The organism is Gordonia sp. DT219, assembly GCF_049847065.1.
In the GTDB taxonomy this organism is placed as follows: Bacteria; Actinomycetota; Actinomycetes; order Mycobacteriales; family Mycobacteriaceae; genus Gordonia.
Genome location: NZ_JBNCNR010000014.1, coordinates 52,721 through 70,530, shown reverse-complemented (window position 1 = coordinate 70,530; position 17,810 = coordinate 52,721). Strand labels below are relative to the sequence as shown.

Below are 17,810 nucleotides of genomic sequence, written 5' to 3'. Positions count from 1 at the left end.
GCGCAAAGCGTGGCACACTGTTGGGAGTACATCTGTTCACTCAATAGAGTGAAACGAACGGAGTCAGCCCAACCATGAGCATCCGGTTTCCCGAACTGTTCTCCTCGATCGTCGAGGCGACGATGTCGCCCCATCCCGTCGATCGCTACCTCGAATTGGTGGACCCGATGCTCACCTGGCGCGACCTGCGCGCTCGGGTGAGCCATGTCGAGCGTCCCACCGCACGCACTCTACGCCTTTTCCTCGCCCCGACCCGTCAGTGGCGCGGACATGCCGCCGGACAATTCGTGCAGCTCAGCGTAGTTGTCGACGGCGTCCGGCACACCCGCTGTTTCTCTCCCGCCAACGCCGCGGCCGGCGCCGACGGAACGGTGGAATTGACCATCACCGCCCACGATGACGGGTTCGTGTCCCGCCACCTGCGCAAACATGCCCGGGTCGGTGACGTCTACGGCCTCTCCCAGGCGTCGGGGGAGTTCGTCCTGCCGGCAGCGGGTGTGCACACACCGGTGTTCATCAGCGGCGGCAGCGGCATTACACCTGCACTCTCGATGCTGCGTACGCTCGTAGCCGCGGGATACGACGATCCCATCACCTTCGTGCACTACGCACGGACGCCGTCGGAACTTGCCTACCGCGCCGAACTCACCGCACTGTCGGCCGCACACCCGACGCTCGATCTGCGGCTCTTCTACACCCGCGGCACCGACGAGACGCAGTCGGCGTCGGCCGGCGTCGGCCGATTCACCGGCGAGCATCTGCACGGCATCGCCGAGCACGACGACGCCGACGTCTTCGTGTGCGGCCCGCCCGCCCTGATGGACGCCGTGTTCGGGTACTACGAGACCGAGCATCCGTCCGCCCGGGTGCACAGCGAGGCGTTCACGCTCGCCGCTCCCATCGCGATCGACCCAGATCAACCCGTACACGGCGAGCTGAGCTTCACCGCGTCGGGCATCTCGGCGGCCAACGACGGCCGCACGATCCTCGACCAGGCCGAGTCCGCCGGGCTGAGCCCCGAATCGGGCTGCCGGATGGGGATCTGCTTCTCCTGCACCGCAATCAAGAAGTCGGGCTGCACCCGCAACGTGCTGACCGGCGACACCGATACCGAGTCCGACACCCAGATCCAGTTGTGCATCAACGCACCCGTCGGCGACGTCGAAATCGAGGTATGACAACCATGGCAACCAACATCCTTCCCCCCGAGACCGTCCCCACCCCCGAGGACGATCCCACTTCCCCTGCCGCCAAGACCCCGGCCACCAAGACCCCGGCCGCCAAAACCAGAGCGCTGCAACCGGTATCCGACCCGAACACCGTCGTGCTGTCCTATGAGCACGTCGAGCAACTCGGCCGCGACCTCGACGAGATCAAGGCCCGCATCGTGGCCGACCTCGGCACCAAGGACCGCGAATACCTGTACTCGATCATCCGCACCCAGCGCGGCTTCGAATTCGCCGGCCGCGCACTGATGTTCGCCGGTTTCTTCCCGCCCGCATGGATCGCCGGTGTCGGCGCCCTGTCGATCTCGAAGATCCTCGACAACATGGAGATCGGCCACAACGTCATGCACGGCCAATACGACTGGATGCGTGAGGACACCTACAACTCCCGCGAATTCGAGTGGGACACAGTGTGTCCGGCCGACCAGTGGAAGCACAGCCACAACTACGTGCACCACACCTTCACCAACATCATCGGTGAGGACCGCGACATCGGCTACGGCATCCTGCGCATGGCCCGCGACCAGAAGTGGAATCCCTACTACCTGGGTAACCTCGGCTACGCCACCGCCCTGATGCTGCTGTTCGAGTGGGGCGTGATGCTGCACGACCTCGAAGCCGAGAACGTCATCGCGGGCAAGCGCAAATGGAGCGACGTCAAGGGCCTCGTCAAGGGCATGTGGCGCAAGGCGAGCCGGCAGGTCCTCAAGGACTACGTCGTGTTCCCCGCACTGTCCGGGCCGCTGTTCCTCTCGACGCTGCTCGGAAATGCCAGCGCCAACCTGGTGCGCAACGTGTGGACGTACTCGATCATCTTCTGCGGCCACTTCCCCACCGGCGCACAGACATTCACCGCCGAAGAGTGCGCAAACGAGACCCGTGGCCAGTGGTACCTGCGGCAAATGCTCGGCTCGGCCAACATCACCGGCAGCCCGCTGTTCCACATCATGAGCGGAAACCTGTCGCACCAGATCGAACACCACCTGTTCCCCGACATCCCGGCCAGCCGGTACCCGCAGATGGCCGCCGACGTCCGCGAGGTGTGCGAACGCTACGGCCTGCCCTACAACACCGGTTCGCTGAGCCAACAGCTCGGGTCGACGTGGAAGAAGATCGCCAAACTCTCGCTGCCGAATTCGATGACCCGCGACGACGACGATCTGACGGTCGTCATCGAGCGTGACAAGCCGGGCGGGGTGGCCTGACACCGATCGCGCCATCGGCCATCCGGGCGGTATCGTCGCCAACAAGGCATCGTCGATATCGCTCGGATGGAGGCGCGACCGTGGTCGATCGCATCGAACGCAACAAGGACCTGATCCAGGAAGGGGTGGAGTCCACCGCCACCCACGTCGGTCGGATCGCCACCATCATCACCGGCGCCGTGACCGACATCGCGCGGGAAATCGGTGAGCTGATCACCGACGGATTCGAGATGCGTGAGGCCGCGCGGCGTGCGCGCGCCGACGAGTCGCGACACGCCACCGACGCCGCACCGGACGACAGTGGCGCCACCGACCTCGACATCGAGGGTTCGCTCGAGGCTCCCGTCGTCCCCCAGGAGCTCGAGGGGCCGGCCGACCGGGCCAGTGCCGCCGACCCTGTGGCCGACGAGGATCCCACCGGCGCCGGCGACGGCGTCACCCTGGAAGGGACGATGGAAGCCCCGGTCGCGCCGTCGGACGAGTGAGATCGCCGCTGCTCGAGCCGGTTGGATTCATCCTGGTTCCAACCCGTGCCGTTGCCCGCGTGGCCGCGTAGATTCGGGCACTTCTCGACATCACGTCTGGAGATGGCTGCGACGACAAGGCCCGAGGAGGCATCAGTGCACGAGAAGCTGTCTGGGACGGCCCGCTCGGTTCTCACCTTCCCCAATCCCGTCAACGACTACGCCGCACGGTCGACCGCCGGTCTGGTGGTGGCACTGGCGGTCGTGACCATCGTCGTGAACCACTGGGCCCTGTATGCGGTGCTCGCCATCGGATTCGCATTACGCGTGTTGTCCGGGCCGAAGCTGTCGCCGTTCGGCCAGCTCTCCGTCCGGGTGATCGCACCGCACATCTGGCGCAAGACGAAGCTCGTCCCCGGCCCACCGAAGCGATTCGCCCAGGCGATCGGACTGACCTTCAGCGTCACCGCCCTGGTGCTCAGTCTGCTCGGCTACGGACTCGCCGCGCAGATCGTCGTCGGGCTCCTGATCGTCGCCGCCACCCTGGAATCCGTCGTCGGCCTCTGCCTCGGCTGCGTCGCCTTCGGCTTCCTGCAACGACGCGGCGTCATCCCCGACACGGTGTGCGAGGCGTGCAACAACCTCTCGCTGCGAAATCCCGATCTGGGCAAAACCGATCTGGCCGACAGCGCGCACTGAAACCCGCTCGCACGCCGCAGTACGCCACCAGCTCAGTCGAGCAAACCCAGCGCGATCCCATCGAGGATGTCGTGTTCGCTGACGACGAGTTCGGTGATGCCGGCGCGCTCGGCGAGTTGACGGGCCAGTTCCATCGTCACCAGTGAACCGCCGCCGATGACGTCGACGCGGCCGGGGTGCATCGGCCCCAGCGCGGCGCGGTCGGCGCGGGACATGGCGACCAGATCGCGGCACACCCGGTCGAGATCGGCCAGGGGCACCCGGGACAGATGGATCGCCTCGGAGTCGTACTGCGCCAGCCCGAGATGTAGCGCCGCAAGAGTGGTCAGGGTTCCGGCGACGCCGACCCAGGTTCTGGCCGAGGCGACCGGCACCCGCGCGAACGCCTCGGCGAGCCGTTCGGCGATGAATGCTTGCGCGGCGCCCACCTCGTCGGCGGTCGGCGGATCGGAGTGCAAGGCGCGTTCGGTGACGCGCACACAGCCGATGTCGGCCGAGAAACCGGCGGTCACGCCCTGCGCATCGCCGAGAACCACCTCCGTCGATCCGCCACCGAGATCGGTCACGACGAACGGTCCCTGATCCGCGTCGAGTTCACCGACGGCGCCGCGGAACGACAGTTGCGCCTCCTCGTCGCCGGTGATGACCTCGGCGACCGCACCCGGCACGACCCGTCCGAGCAGCTCTGCGGTCATCGCGAAGAACCGGTCCCGGTTCTTCGCGTCACGCGTTGCCGAGGTCGCCACCATGCGCACCTTCTCGACCCCGGCGGCGACCATGACGTCGACGTAGTCGGCAAGCGCCACGCGGGTGCGCTCGATCGCCTCGTCGGCGAATGTGCCGGTCGCGTCGACTCCCTGCCCGAGCCGCACCACGCGCATCGCGCGATGGAGATCGGTCAACGGCGTGTCCTCGCCCGGACCGGCCACGAGCAGCCGGATCGAATTGGTGCCGCAGTCCACCGCGGCCACGACGGTCACGACGCATCCCCCGCCTCGGTCGGGGCGGCGACCGGCCAGTCCGCAGGTATCGCGGTGCCACGCAATCCGGCGTCGGCGGCCAGTGCCACCGCCTCGTCCCCGAGCGGATTCACCCCCGGCCCCTTGGCCAGTGAATGCGCGATGAGCACGTGCAGGCACTTGACGCGGTCGGGCATCCCGCCGCCGGTGAAATCCGTTCCCAGCGAATCGATGTCGTCACGCTCGGCCAGATACGATTCGTGGGCCCGCCGATATGCCGACGCGAGGGCGGGATCGGTCGACAACCGCGCCGACATCTCCTTCATCACCCCCGCCGACTCCTGACGGCTCGCCTCCGACGTGAGGCGGGGATCGGTCAGGTAATACAGCGTCGGGAACGGCGTGCCGTCGGGCAGCCGCGGCACCGTCTTGATGACGGCCGGGACGCCGTCGGGGGTGCGGTAGCTGACCTCGACCACACCACGCGGTTCCCGGCCGAGTTGGGCGGTCACGATCGCCAGGTCGTCGTCGGAGATGCTCACGAGAGGTCAACAGTAGTCGCCGAGGAAAGAGCCATCGTCTCGACGGGCGGAATTCTCAGTGTCCGCCCGGTGGGGTCGCCACCGACTCCCACAGGTTGCCGTACCAGGGATTGCGGGCGTGCTGCTCGGCGGCCTTCTGCGCGGCCTGCTTCTCCGCGTCCCCGGGATACACCATCACCAGCCCGGTCTCGCCCGGCCGCAGCATCTGCAGCCGCTCGCGGGCCTGCGCCTCCTTGTAGGCGGGGTCACCTTGCTCGTTGACCTTCTGCTGGTAGTACGACGTCTGTTGACGCAGTTGCTCATTGGATGCGACGACCTGGTTGTACTCCGAGCGCCCCGCGTAGTAGTTGCGCAACGACGGCGCCAACGCGAGGGCGACGACGCCGAGCACCAGCGCCATGATCACCGCACGTTTGGCGTCCAGGCCACGCACCCGGGTCGCGATCGTGTCGGTGAGGTTGGGGCGCCGGCGCGACGGCCGGGCCGATCGCGACGTCGTCCGCCTGCGCTCGGGGCCGGCCGGTGCGAGGGCGTCGGGATCGATCTCATCGACCAATCCCACGTCGTCGCGGTGGATCTCCTGCTCACCGGTCTCGATCACCGAGACCGCGGGCCCCGTCGACGAGGTCGTGGAGCGGCGGGTCGGCGACGAGGCGGGACGACGAGTGGCGCGGCGGGCGCGTTCTTCCGAACGCAGATCCCTGCTGGATCGCTTCGCCCGCCGACGCCCGTCGCGTCCCGAGTTGAAACGCCCATCGGCATCAGCCATGGGCCCTAGCTAATCACGAACCGAACGAGAACCGTGGGAAGGCGAGGTCCCCGGCGTAGCGTGCCGCGTCGCCCAGGCCCTCCTCGATACGCAGCAGCTGGTTGTACTTGGCGACGCGCTCGCTGCGGGCCGGGGCGCCGGTCTTGATCTGCCCGCACCCGCACGCGACCGCCAGGTCGGCGATGGTGGTGTCCTCGGTCTCGCCGGAGCGATGACTCATCATCGACTTGTAGCTGTTGTTGTGGGCCAGCGCCACGGCATCCAGGGTCTCGGTCAGGGTGCCGATCTGGTTCACCTTCACCAGCAGCGCGTTGGCGATGCCCTTGGAGATGCCCTCCTCGAGCCGCTCGGGATTGGTGACGAACAGATCGTCGCCGACGAGCTGCACCCGATCGCCGATGGCCTCGGTGAGCTTGGCCCAGCCATCCCAATCATCTTCGGCCAGACCGTCTTCGATGGAGACGATCGGGAAGTCGGTGATGAGCTTCTCGTAGAACGGCACCATCTCGTCGGCGGAGAAGTCCTTGCCCTCGAGTTTGTAGACGCCGTTGGAGAAGAACTCGGTCGACGCCGCGTCGAGCGCGATCACCACATCGCGACCGAAGCCGTATCCGGCCTTCTCGACCGCCTCGCCGATGACCGCGATGGCCGCCTCGGTGTTCGGCAGGTCGGGCGCGAAGCCACCCTCGTCACCGAGTGCGGTGTTGAGCCCCTGCTTGTGCAGTACGGATTTGAGTGCGTGGTAGACCTCGGCTCCGCAGCGCAGCGCCTCCTTGAAGGTCGGGGCGCCGACCGGGGCGATCATGAATTCCTGGAAGTCGATGCCGTTGTCGGCGTGCTCACCGCCGTTGATGATGTTCATCATCGGCACCGGCAGGATGTGCGCATTGGGGCCGCCGACGTAGCGGAACAGCGGCAGCCCGGCCGATTCGGCAGCACCCTTGGCCACCGCGAGCGAGACACCGAGGATCGCATTAGCGCCGATCCGGCCCTTGTCGGGCGTGCCGTCGCAGTCGAGGAGAGCCTGATCGACCAGACGCTGCTCCTCGGCGTCGATGCCGATGACCGCGGGCGCCAACTCGCCGAGTACACCTTCGACGGCCTTGGTCACGCCCTTGCCGTTGAAGCGCTCACCCCCGTCGCGCAGCTCCACCGCCTCGTGTTCGCCCGTCGACGCACCCGACGGGACCGCGGCCCGCGTGAAGGTGCCGTCGTCGAGGACCACCTCGACCTCGACGGTCGGGTTGCCGCGCGAGTCGAGAATTTCACGAGCGCCCACCTGTTCGATGATTGCCACGCTTACGCCCCTTTCGGTGGACGGGTCGGCGACCGCTCGGGCGCCGACGGTTACGCGTCAAAGCCTAGGGCATGGCCATCGATTCTTCCGACGAGTGCCACCGTGGGTCGTGGTGACCGGGCGTCAGAATCGGACGTTCACCGAATAGGCGTTGGCGTGATCGCGGACGTTGATCACGTAGGCCCGCGAATTGTTGTAGACCTTGACCGCCTTCTCCCAGCCGGCCGCGGTGGTCATGTCGCCGCCTGACGACACGCACAGATAGCGGGCGGCCGAGAGGGCTGCGTCGTCGATGTTGTCCGGGTCGGCCCTGCCGTCGCCGTTGGCGTCGACGCCGTAGCGCTCCCACGTCTCCGGGATGAACTGGAAGGGCCCCATCGCACGATCGTGGGTGGGGTCTCCGTCGAGCCGGCCGTGGTCGGTGTCGGGGATCGCGAGGTTGCCGCCGGTGCCGTCGAGGGGAACGCCGCGAATCGCCGGGGCCACATCACCGTTCGCGGCGACGGTCGCACCGCGGTAGGTGCCGTGCTTGCTCTCCACGCCGGCGATACCGGCGAGGCTGGTCCAGGCGATGCCGCACTCGGGGTGCTGCTGACGCTGGATCTCGGCGGCATTGCCGTAGGCCTCGAGCGAGGTCAGCGGGATGCCGGTGCCGTCGGCGATCGGGCGCGCCCAGTCGGCCATGTGCTCGGCGGTACGGCCCGGCTGATCGATGTCGATGTAGGGCTGCTGCACCCCGGGAGCCGGCGGGATGCCGTCGGGGATGTCGGGGCGATTCAGCGATCCCACGTCGAGGCAACTCGTGAGCGTCACCGACCCGATCACCGCTGCCGCGGCGGCCACCACGATCCCGCGGTAGCGCCACACCATCTTGCCCGCCTGCACCGCAACTCCACTCTCTTCGAACGCTCGGCCGCCTGCACACCATCATCCGTGCCGCGCACGGCCGGATGCGTGAACGACCCACAGTCAACCTCAACTGCCGGCGCCCGATTCCGGTTCCCCCCGACCAAGGGTCTACTGTGCTCGGTTAGCCTTACCAATGTTCGCCGGCCCGAGCCGGATCACGCGGAAGAAAGTCATCCATGGAGCCGGTCGCGGGTGCTGCGTCCACGCACACGTGGCGTCGTCCACATTCACGGGGAGGTCGGTTGTGCTCGCCACTCTGATCATCGGGCTGCGTGAAGGCCTCGAGGCCGCCCTGATCGTCGGCATCATCGCCGCGTTCCTGCGCCGTCAGCAACGAGCCGACGCACTGCGCTGGATGTGGGCCGGCGTCGTCGTCGCGGTGGCCATCTGTGTCGCGGTGGCGATCGGGCTGGAGGTGCTCTCCCGCGACCTGCCCCAACGCGAGCAGGAGGCACTCGAGACGGTCATCGGCGTGATCGCCGTCGCGATGGTCACCTACATGATCGTCTGGATGCGCAGACACTCCCGAGACCTCAAGGGCGACTTGGAAGCTGCCGCGACCGATGCCATGGCGAGCGGGTCGGCGATCGCTTTCGTGCTGATGGCCTTTCTCGCCGTGCTGCGCGAAGGACTCGAGACCGCGGTCTTTCTGGTGGCGGCGTTCAATGCGAGCGGCAACGCGCTCCCCTCGACGCTCGGCGCGATCCTCGGTATCGCCATTGCCGTCGCACTCGGTTACGGCATCTACCGGGGCGGCGTGCACATCAACCTGGCGCGCTTTTTCACCATCACCGGCCTGCTGCTGGTGCTGGTCGCCGCCGGACTGGTGATGACGGCGCTGCACACCGCGCATGAGGCCGGGTGGCTCGACATCGGTCAGCAGCAGGTCGTCGACCTCACGTGGCTGGTGCGCCCGGGATCGGTGCAGTCGTCGTTGTTGACCGGGGTGCTCGGGTTGCAGCCGAAGCCGGTGCTGATCGAGCTGATCGGCTGGATCGTCTACGTCGCCGTGGTCGGCACGGCCGTGCTCTGGCCCGCGGGCCGGCCGTTCCCCCGACGTCTCGCGGCCCTGACCTCCGGCGCCCTCGCCGCGGCGGCAGCCGTCGCGGCACTCGTCGTCTTCCTCACCGCGCCCGCGCCACCGCAGCCACCGTCGTCGACCCTGCGGGCCGCGACGACGAGCGCCCCGGCCACCAGCGGCATCCTCGCGCACTCGACCGTGCGACCACCCGCCGACGTCGCCGTCACCGTCGAGGGCACCGCCGGCGACACCGCCTCGGGCGTTCTGCACACCGATGGCGTCACGACCCCGCTCACCCGCCTCGCCGGCGGCCGGTCCACCACCTACGGCGGCGTCGCCGCAGCCACCTTCGATCAGGTCGTCACCCCCGACGTGCCGAGCACCGCGCTCGTACCGGACGCGCCGACCCGGGTGAGCGTCGCGCAGATCGTCGACGCCAACGGTGGACGGCTCCCGGTGGGTCTCGATACCCGCCGCTTCGGCGAGTCGGCGCCGGTCGTGTATGTGGTGAGCGCCGCGGTCACGGTGTCGGTCGACCCGCACTTCGGGCGGCCGCTCGCCACCGAGGTCCGCTATGCGATCACCGCGACCGCGACCCCCGAGCATGGCTCTGCGGTCGTCCTGGGCAAGGTCGCCACGTTCGGCGCCGCCCATCGGCCCGACGCCGCCGCACTCGCCGCCGTCGGCGCTGCCGACGAACAGCAGCATGGGCACGACTCTCGTGGCGTGACCATCCCCATCGCACTCACCGTGATCGCGGCGGTCCTCGCGACGATCGCCGGAGTGCTCGTGTTGTCGTCCCGTCGTCGCACGACACCGCAGGCCCCGGTGTCGCACGACGGTGACCGGAAGGCGCCGGGGCCCGAGCCCGTCGGCGCCGACCCGGATGAGGTCCCGGCCGCCGCGTTGGCGCCGTTGGAGGAAAAGGAGAGAACCCGATGAGGGCTTCCAGACTCGTCGCCGTATCGGCGACCGCAGTGGCCATCGTGGGGGTGGCCGCCTGCAGCAGCAATGACGACAACGGCTCGTCGAGCGGCGCGAAGACGGTGACCGTCGAGATGACCGACGACGGCTGCAAGGTCACCCCCGACAAGGTCGACGCCGGCCCGATCACCTTCGAGATCAAGAACACCAACGCCGCCGCGGTCAGCGAGGTGGAGTTGCTCCAGGACGGCAAGATCCTCGCCGAACGCGAGAACATCGCGCCCGGCATGGCCGCAACCTCCTTCTCCCACAAGCTCGACGGCGGCACCTACCAGATCTACTGCCCGGGCGCGACGAACGAGAAGACGACGTTCACCGTGACCGGGCAGGCCGCCCGCGCCTCGGGCAGCGTCGCCGACCAGCTCAACGCGGCCGGCGCCGAGTACAAGAAGTACGTCGTCACCCAGGCCAACAGCCTCACCACCGCCACCGAGGCGCTCGTGGCGGCGGTGAACTCCGGCGACGTCAATGCCGCCAAGGACGCCTACATCAAGGCCCGGCCATACTACGAACGCATCGAGCCCATCGCCGGATCGTTCTGTGCCAACGGCGCTTCGGACTGTTCGGACAACAATGCGGTGAACCTCGACGTCGCCATCGACGCCCGCCCGGATGCCCTCGGCCCCGGCGACACCTGGCAGGGTTTCCACGTCATCGAGAAGCAGCTGTGGGCTGCCGACAACCTCGACGGGATGGGTCCGGTGGGCGCCACCCTGCTCAAGGACGTCAAAGACCTGCAGCGACTCGTCAGCGAACCGTCGTTCACCGTCAAGCCCGCCGACATCATCAACGGTGCCGGTGACCTGCTCGACGAGGTGTCCACGAGCAAGCTGACCGGTGAGGAAGAGGCGTACTCGCACATCGACTTCGTCGACATGCAGGCCAACATCGAGGGCAGTCAGCAGGCGTTCGCAATCGTCAAGCCGGCGCTGAACGAGATCGATCCGCAGTTGACCGCGACGATCCAGCAGGCATTCGATCACGTCGAATCGCTCATCGACAGCTTCCGGGACCCCAACGCGCCCGGCGGTTTCAAGCTGTTCAACGATGTGTCCGCACAACAAAAGCGCGACATGGCCGCTGCGATCATCGCCGTCAAGGACCCGCTGTCACAGGCGGGCGGCAAGATCGCGGCCGCGAGCTGACAACTCAGTTGCACTGCACCACAGGAGAGTTCGAGAACCGATGAGTACCGCCGACACGCCAGAACCGACGCCGGGCAAGCGGGGCCGGGTGAACCGGCGAGGATTCCTCACCGGTGCCGGGATCGCCGGCGCCGGTCTGGCGGTCGGCGGTGCCGCCGGCGCGGGCATCACCTATTCGGCCACCGCCGATCAGTCGAGTGATCCGGGTGCGGCCACGGTGCCCTTCTATGGCGACCATCAGGCCGGAATCACCACCAGCCAACAGAATTCGCTCGTCTTCGCCGCGTTCGACCTCAAATCGACCACGGTCCACGAGGTCGAGGTCATGATGGCCCGCTGGGCCGCCGCGGCCAGCCTGCTCGCCGAGGGCAAGCCGGTGGGACCGGTCGAGTCGCGGCCGGAGGCCCCGCCGGCCGATACCGGTGAGGCCTTCGACCTCGGCCCGCACCGGCTCACCGTCACCGTCGGGTTCGGCCCGAGCTTCTTCGACGATCGTCTGGGACTGGCCGCGAAGCGACCGGCCGCCCTCGCCCCGCTGGGGCAGCTGGCCGTCGACACCACCATCGATCCGAGCATCAGTGGTGGCGACATCTGCGTGCAGGCGTGTTCGGAGGATCCGCAGGTCGCCTTCCATGCGGTGCGCAACCTCGCCCGCATCGGCCGCAACGTGGTGACCCTGCGGTGGCTGCAGGAGGGCTTCGGGCGCGCGTCGGCGACCAGCACCTCACAGGTCACGCCGCGTAATCTGTTCGGCTTCAAGGACGGAACCGCCAACATCAAGGCCGAGGAGCGCTCGGTCGCCGCCCAGTGGGTGTGGGTCGGCGACGAGACCGACCAGCCGTGGATGAGCGGCGGCAGCTACCTCGTCACCCGCAAGATCCGGATGCACATCGAGGCCTGGGATTCCGACGACATCTCCGATCAGGAACGGATCTTCGGCCGCACCAAGGACTCTGGCGCACCACTCTCCGGCGGCAGTGAGTTCACCGACCTCGATTTCACGGCCACCTCCGCCGACGGGCACACCGAGATCGACCGGTTCTCGCATGTGCGGCTCGCGCATGCCGACAACAACGGCGGCGCCCAGATCCTGCGCCGTGGATACAACTACACCGACGGGATAGACACCCGCACCGGGACTTTGGCGGCAGGATTGTTCTTCATGGCGTTCCAGAAGAATGCACACGAACAGTTTGCGCGCATCCAGAACAATCTGGCCCAGGACGCCCTCAACGAGTACATCTCACCGATTTCCAGCTCGTTGTGGGCGATCCCGCCCGGTCTCACCGAGATCGGCGACTGGTACGGCAAGAAGATGTTCGGGTATCAGGGCTGAGCGCGCGTCGCCAGAACAGTGCCGTATTTCGGTGTCACCAGGTGGCATGAAAGTACGGCACTCACTCGTCGACGACGCCGCGTTCGACGAGGAGGGCGAGCACGCGCCCGGCGAGGTCGTCGATATCGGCGCCGGTGGTGTCGAATCGCAGGTCCGGTGACTGCGGCTTCTCGTAGGGTGCGTCGATGCCGGTGAGTCCCTTCACCTCCCCGCGGCGGGCCCGGGCGTAAAGCCCCTTGGGATCACGCCGTTCGCATTCGCCGACCGGTGTGGAGACGTGCACCTCGATGAAGTCCAGGTCGGCGGCCCGGTGCAACTCGCGGGCGATCTCCCGGTCGGAGTGAAGCGGCGAGACCATCGACGCGATCGCGATGACCCCGGCGTCGGCGAACAGCCGGGCCAGATGCCCGACGCGCCTGATGTTCTCGGCACGATCGCCCGGCGAGAAGCCGAGGTCGTCGGAGATGCCGTGCCGGATGTTGTCGCCGTCGACGAGGTAGGCGACCCGTGCCCGGTTGACCAGTGCACGCTCGAGGGCCACCGCCACGGTCGACTTACCCGACGCCGGCAGTCCGGTCAGCCAAACCGTGGCGCCGCGTTGGCCGGTCTTGGCCCAACGCTCGGACCGGTTGAGCGAACTCGGGTGCCATTTGATGTCGTTGCGCGTCGCCTTGCCGGGGATGACCTCGCGCGATTCGAGGATCGTCCCCGCGGCGACGGTGTCGTTGGACGCCTCGTCGATCAGGATGAACGCGCCGGTGTCGCGGTTGTCGGCGTAGGCGTCGGCCACCACGATCGACGACGTGCGCAACGTGACCGTGCCGATGTCGTTGAGCCCCAACTCCGTCGGCCCGACGACCTCGAGGAGCGATTCCGGATCGAGGCGACGCTCCAGCGACTGCACCGTCGCCCGGACCGTGTGCGCACCCTGCTTGAGGGCGACCCGGTCACCGGCGTGCAACGGTGTCTCCGACAGCCAGCACAGCGTCGCCGAGAGCTCGCGCGCCGTCACCGGCAGGTGTGCGTCGGCCGCCCCGCTGACGATGACATCGCCACGGCCGACGTCGATCTCGTCGCCCAGTTGCACCGAGACCGACAGTCCGGCGACCGCCACCGGACGCTGCGGATCGAGGGTGTCCACCGACGTCACCGTGCTGCGCGATCCCGACGGCAGCACGGTCACCGGATCACCGGGCGCGACGGTACCGGCGGCGACGCGTCCGGTGTAGGTGCGTTTGCCGTCGGCACCCGGGCGTGAGACCCACTGCACCGGCAGCCTCAGCTCGCGCGGTTCGGGTGAGGGTGCTTGCAGCTCAACCGATTCCAGGTACTCCAGCAGCGTGGGGCCGGAATACCACGGGGTCTTCGGCGATCGGTGGACGACGTTGTCGCCGAGGGTGGCGGCCACCGGGATGGCGGCGATCTCGTCGATACCCAATTGCACGGCGAGTTCGTTCAGCTCCGCCTGCAGCTCGTCGAATCGCTGCTGGGAGAAGCCGACCAGGTCGATCTTGTTGACCGCCGCGATCACATGCGGCACCCCGACGAGGGTGGCGATCCGCGCATGCCTGCGCGTCTGCCGCAGCACGCCCCGGCGCGCGTCGACCAGCAGCACCGCCACGTGGGCGTTGGAGGTGCCGGTGAAGGTGTTGCGGGTATAGCGTTCGTGACCCGGGGTGTCGGCAAGGACGTAGCTACGGGTGTCGCTGGCGAAGAACCGGTAGGCGACATCGATCGTGATGCCCTGCTCACGTTCGGCCCGCAAACCGTCGGAGAGTGCCGCCAGGTCGATGACGCCGTCGTCGGAGGTGACCCCGGCCAGATGATCGGTGGGCAGACTGCCGGTGTCATGCAGCAACCGGCCGATCAGGGTGGATTTTCCGTCGTCGACGCTGCCTGCCGTGGCCAGCCGCAGAATCTGACGGCGCGCAGTGGGAATCGCCGTACTCATCAGAAGTAGCCCTCTCGCTTGCGGTCCTCCATGGCCGCCGACGACGTCCGGTCGTCGGCGCGGGTCGCGCCCCGCTCGGAGACGGTCGCCTCGCTGATCTCGGCGATGATCTCGGGAATGGTGGTCGCCCGCGAGCGCACCGCTCCGGTGATGGTGAGATCACCGACGGTCCGGTACCGCACCCACTCGGTACTCACCTGATCGCGCGCGGAGGGCTGCGAGAACTGCGACACCGCAAGCAGAATCCCGTCCCGGTCGAAGACCTCGCGCTGCGCCGCGTAGTAGATCGGCGGCAGGTCGAGGTCCTCCAACTCGATGTAGCGCCAGATGTCGGCCTCGGTCCAGTTCGACAGCGGGAACACCCGCACCGATTCGCCCCGGCGGATCCGGCCGTTGTAGAGCGACCACGGCTCGGCCCGTTGCGCGCGCGGATCCCACTGCCCGAACTCATCCCGGAAGCTGAACACCCGCTCCTTGGCGCGCGCCCGGTCCTCGTCCCGGCGCGCACCGCCGAATGCGGCGTCGAAACCGCCTTCTTCGAGCGCGTCCAACAACACCCGGGTCTGCAGACGGTTGCGCGAACCGGACGGATCGGTGGATTCGGCGACGCGACCGGCGGCGATCGCCTCGGGAACGGAGGCGACGATCAGCCTGATGCCTGCCGGGTTCTGGGCGCTCGGCGCGACGCGGCGGTCGCGGAATTCGATGACCTCGTCGAAGTTGTGTCCCGTGTCGACGTGCAGGATCGGAAAAGGCAGCGGGTGCGGCCGAAATGCCTTCTCGGCCAACCGGAGCAGCACGATGGAGTCTTTGCCGCCGGAGAACAGCAGCACCGGCCGTTCGAGTTCGGCGACGACCTCCCGGATGATGTGGACCGATTCGGCTTCCAGAACACGAAGCGCCCCGACGTGATCGAAGTCCGGCGTGGTCATAGCGGGTATCCGTACCTTTCCGCGTCGAGACGGTAACGCCGAACCCAGTCGCGCGATCGCGCGTTGGACTGCGGTTTGAGCGGAGGCGGCGGAGCCAGCCCCGGGTCGAGATTCAGCGCCGAGAGCACCGCCGCAGTCGCGCCCTGCGGATCGGAGACCAGCTTCCCGAATTCGATCTCGATCGGTTCGATCCTCTCCTCGTCGAACCAGCGCCGCCACTGACGTTCCTGATCCACCAATAGTCCCGCAAGGTGCGCAATCGCTTCGGCGTGGTACTGGGCGCCCGCGTCGCGATCGGCATCGAAGTGCGGTCCGTGACCGTCCCGCCAGACCCGCGTCTGGACGGCGCGCCACATCGACACCGCCTGGGGGACAACATCTTCCCGATGGACATGAATGAACAGCGGATCTGCACCGAGCAACTGGCGAACGGCTGTCCGCAATTGTCCGGACGCCACGCGGGTGCGCGCGACGAGCAGCGGGGTCTGATTCCACATCAGCTTGCCGCCCCATACCCCGTTGGGTGTCGCGCCGGCGGCGCGGACATCGGCGCGCCACTGCGCGAACTCCCGGGTGTCGACCTCCCCCGGTTCGGCGTCGTCGAGCAGCTCGAGTATCGACGAATCCGTCACGCCGGCAAACCATTCGCGCGGCTGCGGCGCCAACGACGACGACGGGAGGTACTGGAAGAACTCCTCGGGCCTGCCGGCCACCCCGGTCGCCGACAACGATTCGACGAGCAGGGTGCTGCCGCTGCGCTGACTGGCGCACACCAGGTAGTTCTCCGGGTTGGACACCGGCTCAGTGTAACCAGCCCGAAAGGGACTGCAACCTGGGCTTTTAAGGTCAGCGAGCGGAAAATCCTTGACAACACGCGGCCCGGATGCCGAGGCTCAGCGACGCGTCGGGTCCGCGGCCGATGCGCGGACCGTCCCACCCTCGCCGGAGGTGATCTCGCCGCGCAGCTCACGCTGCTCCCCCAACGGCCGCCGCGACGGCAGCGCCTCCTCGTCGGGGTCGATGTCGTGCGCTTTCGCCGCGAAGGCGGCCATGAACGCCTCGGCGATCGCGGTGCCCTCCTCCTCGCGCGGGATGGTGTCACCGGTGGTGGCACGCCACTGCGCGAGACGTTCGGCAAGCAATGTCCGTATCGCAGCGTACCGAGGATCGTCGGCCACGTTGTTGCGTTCGTACGGATCGGAAGTCAGGTCGTACAGCTCGACGTGCGGGCGTGCCCGGGCGGTGCTCGCCGGGTCGATCGACCGCGCCGAGAGGCTGTCGGCGATGTCGAGTGGCAACAGCAGCTCCGGCCGGTGCGCATAGTTCTCGATGTAGCTGTGCTGCTTGGTGCGCACGGCCCGGATCGGGTCGAACGCATCGTGGTAGGTCTTCTCGGTGTAGACCTCATCGCGTACCGGCGCGGGCGCCGCGGTGACCAGTTCCGGCGCATGTGAGGCGCCGTCGACGTCGGCCGGGATCTCCACGCCGGCCAGATCGAGAATCGTCGGGGTGAGGTCCACCCCCGAGAACAGTCCGTCGTAGACCTGCGGCGGTAACGACCGGGCCGCGGGCGGACGAATGATCAGCGCGATCCCGGTGCCCTCGGCGTACAGCGTCGATTTGGCCCGGGGAAATGCCAGCCCGTGGTCGGTGACGAAGATGATCCAGGTGTTCGCCGCGAGCCCGAGTTCGTCGACGGTGTCGAGCAGACGACCTACAGCCGCATCGGCTTTGGTGATGCTGCCGTGTAATCCCGCCATGTCCGCACGCACATCGTCGGTATCGGGCAGAAAGCCCGGCACCTCGATGTCGCCGGTATCGGCCGGCGGGTACTCGTCGTCGGGATAGGGCCGATGGGTTTCGAAGAAGCCCGCGGTGAGCAGGAACGGACGGTCCGGCTCGGTCGCGAGGTGATGTCGCAACCACCACTGGGATTCGGCGACGACGTGGTCGCAGCGGGAATCGGAGACGTCGACGGAATCGAAACCGATGCTGGTGGGGTCGGTGCTCTCGTGCTGCATGCCGAACAGCACCGTCCGGTAGTCCGCCTCGTGCAGGATCGCCGGCAGGGTCTGCACGCCCGCTCGGTAGGCGAAGCCATGATGGGCGAGCCCGACGAGCCCGTTGTGGTGCGGATATTGCCCGGTGAACAGCGATCCGCGCGCCGGAGAACACAGCGGCGCGGTCGAATGCGCGTCGGCGAAGCGGATTCCCGACGCGGCAAGACGGTCCAGATGCGGGCTCTCCACGCCATCGGCGCCGTAGCACCCGAGGTGGCGGCCGAGGTCGTGCCAGTGCACCAGGATCACGTTCTCGCGGGTCGGGTCGGCCGCTGCGTGGTCATCGGTGTCAGGAAAGAGCATCCCTCAAT

Annotated in this window: 16 protein-coding genes; 7 read left to right on the top strand and 9 right to left on the bottom strand. The window is 67.8% G+C overall.

Annotated elements, in window-relative coordinates; genetic code table 11:
- Nucleotides 1-74 precede the first annotated feature (74 nt).
- From ACPXB3_RS16220 to ACPXB3_RS16205, 4 genes are all read left to right on the top strand, one after another.
- A complete protein-coding gene (locus ACPXB3_RS16220; protein WP_425728451.1) occupies nucleotides 75-1,178 on the top strand; it encodes a ferredoxin reductase in 1,104 nt (367 codons plus the stop codon).
- Nucleotides 1,179-1,183: 5 nt separating this feature from the next.
- Complete coding sequence (locus ACPXB3_RS16215; protein WP_425728449.1) at nucleotides 1,184-2,431, top strand: fatty acid desaturase family protein; 1,248 nt, start codon at nucleotides 1,184-1,186, stop codon at nucleotides 2,429-2,431.
- A gap of 80 nt (nucleotides 2,432-2,511) precedes the next feature.
- The gene (locus ACPXB3_RS16210) at nucleotides 2,512-2,916 is read left to right on the top strand and encodes a hypothetical protein (protein WP_425704702.1); all 405 of its coding nucleotides are present in this window, start codon (nucleotides 2,512-2,514) and stop codon (nucleotides 2,914-2,916) included.
- 135 nt (nucleotides 2,917-3,051) lie between these two features.
- Nucleotides 3,052-3,594, top strand: a complete 543-nt coding sequence (locus ACPXB3_RS16205; protein WP_425704703.1) for a DUF4395 domain-containing protein — start codon at nucleotides 3,052-3,054, stop codon at nucleotides 3,592-3,594.
- Between the two features lie 32 nt (nucleotides 3,595-3,626).
- Here ACPXB3_RS16205 and ACPXB3_RS16200 read toward each other — a convergent pair whose 3' ends face one another.
- From ACPXB3_RS16200 to ACPXB3_RS16180, 5 genes are all read right to left on the bottom strand, one after another.
- The gene (locus ACPXB3_RS16200) at nucleotides 3,627-4,574 is read right to left on the bottom strand and encodes an exopolyphosphatase (RefSeq protein ID WP_425728447.1); all 948 of its coding nucleotides are present in this window, start codon (nucleotides 4,572-4,574) and stop codon (nucleotides 3,627-3,629) included.
- Complete coding sequence (locus tag ACPXB3_RS16195) at nucleotides 4,571-5,095, bottom strand: DUF501 domain-containing protein (protein WP_425728443.1); 525 nt, start codon at nucleotides 5,093-5,095, stop codon at nucleotides 4,571-4,573. The genes ACPXB3_RS16200 and ACPXB3_RS16195 overlap by 4 nt, the downstream gene beginning before the upstream one ends.
- A 55-nt stretch (nucleotides 5,096-5,150) precedes the next feature.
- On the bottom strand, nucleotides 5,151-5,864 hold the full coding sequence (locus ACPXB3_RS16190; RefSeq protein WP_425704706.1) for an FtsB family cell division protein: 714 nt from the start codon (nucleotides 5,862-5,864) through the stop codon (nucleotides 5,151-5,153).
- A 13-nt stretch (nucleotides 5,865-5,877) separates the two neighbouring features.
- Complete coding sequence (eno, locus tag ACPXB3_RS16185) at nucleotides 5,878-7,161, bottom strand: phosphopyruvate hydratase (protein ID WP_425704707.1); 1,284 nt, start codon at nucleotides 7,159-7,161, stop codon at nucleotides 5,878-5,880.
- A 123-nt stretch (nucleotides 7,162-7,284) separates the two neighbouring features.
- Nucleotides 7,285-8,031 carry a lytic transglycosylase domain-containing protein gene (locus ACPXB3_RS16180; protein ID WP_425704839.1) on the bottom strand — a complete coding sequence of 249 codons (747 nt, stop codon included), beginning with the start codon at nucleotides 8,029-8,031 and terminating at the stop codon, nucleotides 7,285-7,287.
- Nucleotides 8,032-8,314: 283 nt separating this feature from the next.
- On the opposite strand from ACPXB3_RS16180, the gene efeU reads away from it, so the two are divergent.
- Genes efeU through efeB form a run of 3 tightly spaced genes read left to right on the top strand, consistent with a single transcriptional unit; the run spans nucleotide 8,315 to nucleotide 12,556 of the window.
- Nucleotides 8,315-10,033, top strand: a complete 1,719-nt coding sequence (gene efeU, locus ACPXB3_RS16175; RefSeq protein ID WP_425728426.1) for an iron uptake transporter permease EfeU — start codon at nucleotides 8,315-8,317, stop codon at nucleotides 10,031-10,033.
- Nucleotides 10,030-11,220: an iron uptake system protein EfeO gene (gene efeO / locus ACPXB3_RS16170; RefSeq protein WP_425728424.1), complete on the top strand. Its 1,191-nt coding sequence runs from the start codon at nucleotides 10,030-10,032 to the stop codon at nucleotides 11,218-11,220. The genes efeU and efeO overlap by 4 nt, the downstream gene beginning before the upstream one ends.
- Nucleotides 11,221-11,260: 40 nt before the next feature.
- Nucleotides 11,261-12,556, top strand: coding sequence for an iron uptake transporter deferrochelatase/peroxidase subunit (gene efeB / locus ACPXB3_RS16165; RefSeq protein WP_425728422.1), 1,296 nt, complete (start codon nucleotides 11,261-11,263; stop codon nucleotides 12,554-12,556).
- 61 nt (nucleotides 12,557-12,617) lie between these two features.
- On the opposite strand, the gene cysC is transcribed toward efeB, so the two are convergent.
- The 4 genes from cysC to ACPXB3_RS16145 form a co-directional block, all read right to left on the bottom strand.
- Nucleotides 12,618-14,507, bottom strand: coding sequence for an adenylyl-sulfate kinase (gene cysC, locus ACPXB3_RS16160; protein WP_425728420.1), 1,890 nt, complete (start codon nucleotides 14,505-14,507; stop codon nucleotides 12,618-12,620).
- Nucleotides 14,507-15,439 carry a sulfate adenylyltransferase subunit CysD gene (gene cysD, locus ACPXB3_RS16155; protein WP_425704712.1) on the bottom strand — a complete coding sequence of 311 codons (933 nt, stop codon included), beginning with the start codon at nucleotides 15,437-15,439 and terminating at the stop codon, nucleotides 14,507-14,509. Before cysD ends, cysC begins: the two co-directional genes overlap by 1 nt.
- The gene (gene stf0 / locus ACPXB3_RS16150; protein WP_425728418.1) at nucleotides 15,436-16,236 is read right to left on the bottom strand and encodes a trehalose 2-sulfotransferase; all 801 of its coding nucleotides are present in this window, start codon (nucleotides 16,234-16,236) and stop codon (nucleotides 15,436-15,438) included. The genes cysD and stf0 overlap by 4 nt, the downstream gene beginning before the upstream one ends.
- 96 nt (nucleotides 16,237-16,332) lie before the next feature.
- Nucleotides 16,333-17,802 carry a sulfatase family protein gene (locus ACPXB3_RS16145; protein ID WP_425704714.1) on the bottom strand — a complete coding sequence of 490 codons (1,470 nt, stop codon included), beginning with the start codon at nucleotides 17,800-17,802 and terminating at the stop codon, nucleotides 16,333-16,335.
- Between the last annotated feature and the right edge of the window lie 8 nt (nucleotides 17,803-17,810).